The following is a 1,123-nucleotide window of genomic DNA, read 5'->3' on the forward strand; positions in this document are numbered from 1 at the left end:
CTAGTCTTCTGAGTCAGGAATCCTGTTCAGATATGAGGCGAGGCGTTCGAGGATCTCGTCGGCGGTCTTCGTCCAGACGTAGGGCTTCGGGTCGGTGTTCCAGGCCGCGATCCAGTTGCGGATGTCCTTCTCCAGGGCCTGCACGGACTTGTGGACGCCTCGCCGTATCTGCTTGTTGGTGAGCTCGGCGAACCATCGCTCGACGAGGTTCAGCCAGGACGAGCCTGTCGGAGTGAAGTGCAGGTGGAACCGTGGGTGGGCCAGCAGCCACTTCTTGATGGCGGGTGTTTTGTGGGTGGCATAGTTGTCACAGATCAAGTGGACATCCAGGCCGGCGGGCACTTCCTTGTCGAGCTTGATCAGGAACTTCTTGAACTCCTCGGCGCGGTGCCGGCGGTGCAGGGAGCCGATCACCTTGCCGGTGGCGACCTCGAGCGCGGCGAACAGGGTGGTGGTGCCGGCACGGACGTAGTCATGGGTGGCCCGCTCGGGCACCCCGGGCATCATCGGCAGCACGGGCTGGGACCTGTCCAGGGCCTGGATCTGCGACTTCTCATCCACGCAGAACACCAACGCCCGCTCCGGCGGGTCCAGGTAGAGGCCCACAACATCGTGGACCTTGTCGACGAAGTACGGATCGGTCGACAGCTTGAAGGTCTCCGACCGGTGCGGCTGCAGGCCGAACGCCCGCCAGATCCGTGACACCGACGACTGCGACAGGCCCATCTCCTTCGCCATCGACCGCGTCGACCAGTGTGTTGCGTTCTTCGGTGTCGATTCCAGCGTCTTGGTGACTACCGCGGCGACCTGCTCGTCGGTCACCGTCCTGGGCCCGCCGCTACGTGGCATGTCGCCCAGACCGGCAATCCGGTACTGCACGAACCGGGCCCGCCAGCGGCCCACCGCCTGAGGCGTGGAACCGAGTTGGGCTGCCACGTCCTTGTTCGAGGCACCCTCGGCGCAGGCCAGGACGATCCGGCACCGCAATGCCCATGCCTGCGGCGTGGAACGGCGCCGCACCCACCCCTCCAGTGCGGCCCGCTCCTCATCCGACAACGTCAACTCGGCCTTCGGCCGCCCCGTCCGCGCCATAGACCAAGCCTACACATCTGAACAGAACTCC

The 1,123-nt window shown here is 65.2% G+C and carries 1 protein-coding gene; it reads right to left on the reverse strand.

Annotation, left to right across the window (positions count from 1 at the left end):
* Complete coding sequence (locus ACWGI8_RS44495) at positions 1-1,092, reverse strand: IS630 family transposase (protein WP_453669358.1); 1,092 nt, start codon at positions 1,090-1,092, stop codon at positions 1-3.
* Between the last annotated feature and the right edge of the window lie 31 nt (positions 1,093-1,123).

Source organism: Streptomyces sp. NPDC054841, assembly GCF_053611045.1.

What these genes read in the sequence shown, in the direction of transcription:
- ACWGI8_RS44495 (WP_453669358.1), bottom strand. Translation starts at nt 1,092, where the DNA reads ATGGCGCGGACGGGGCGGCCGAAGGCCGAGTTGACGTTGTCGGATGAG.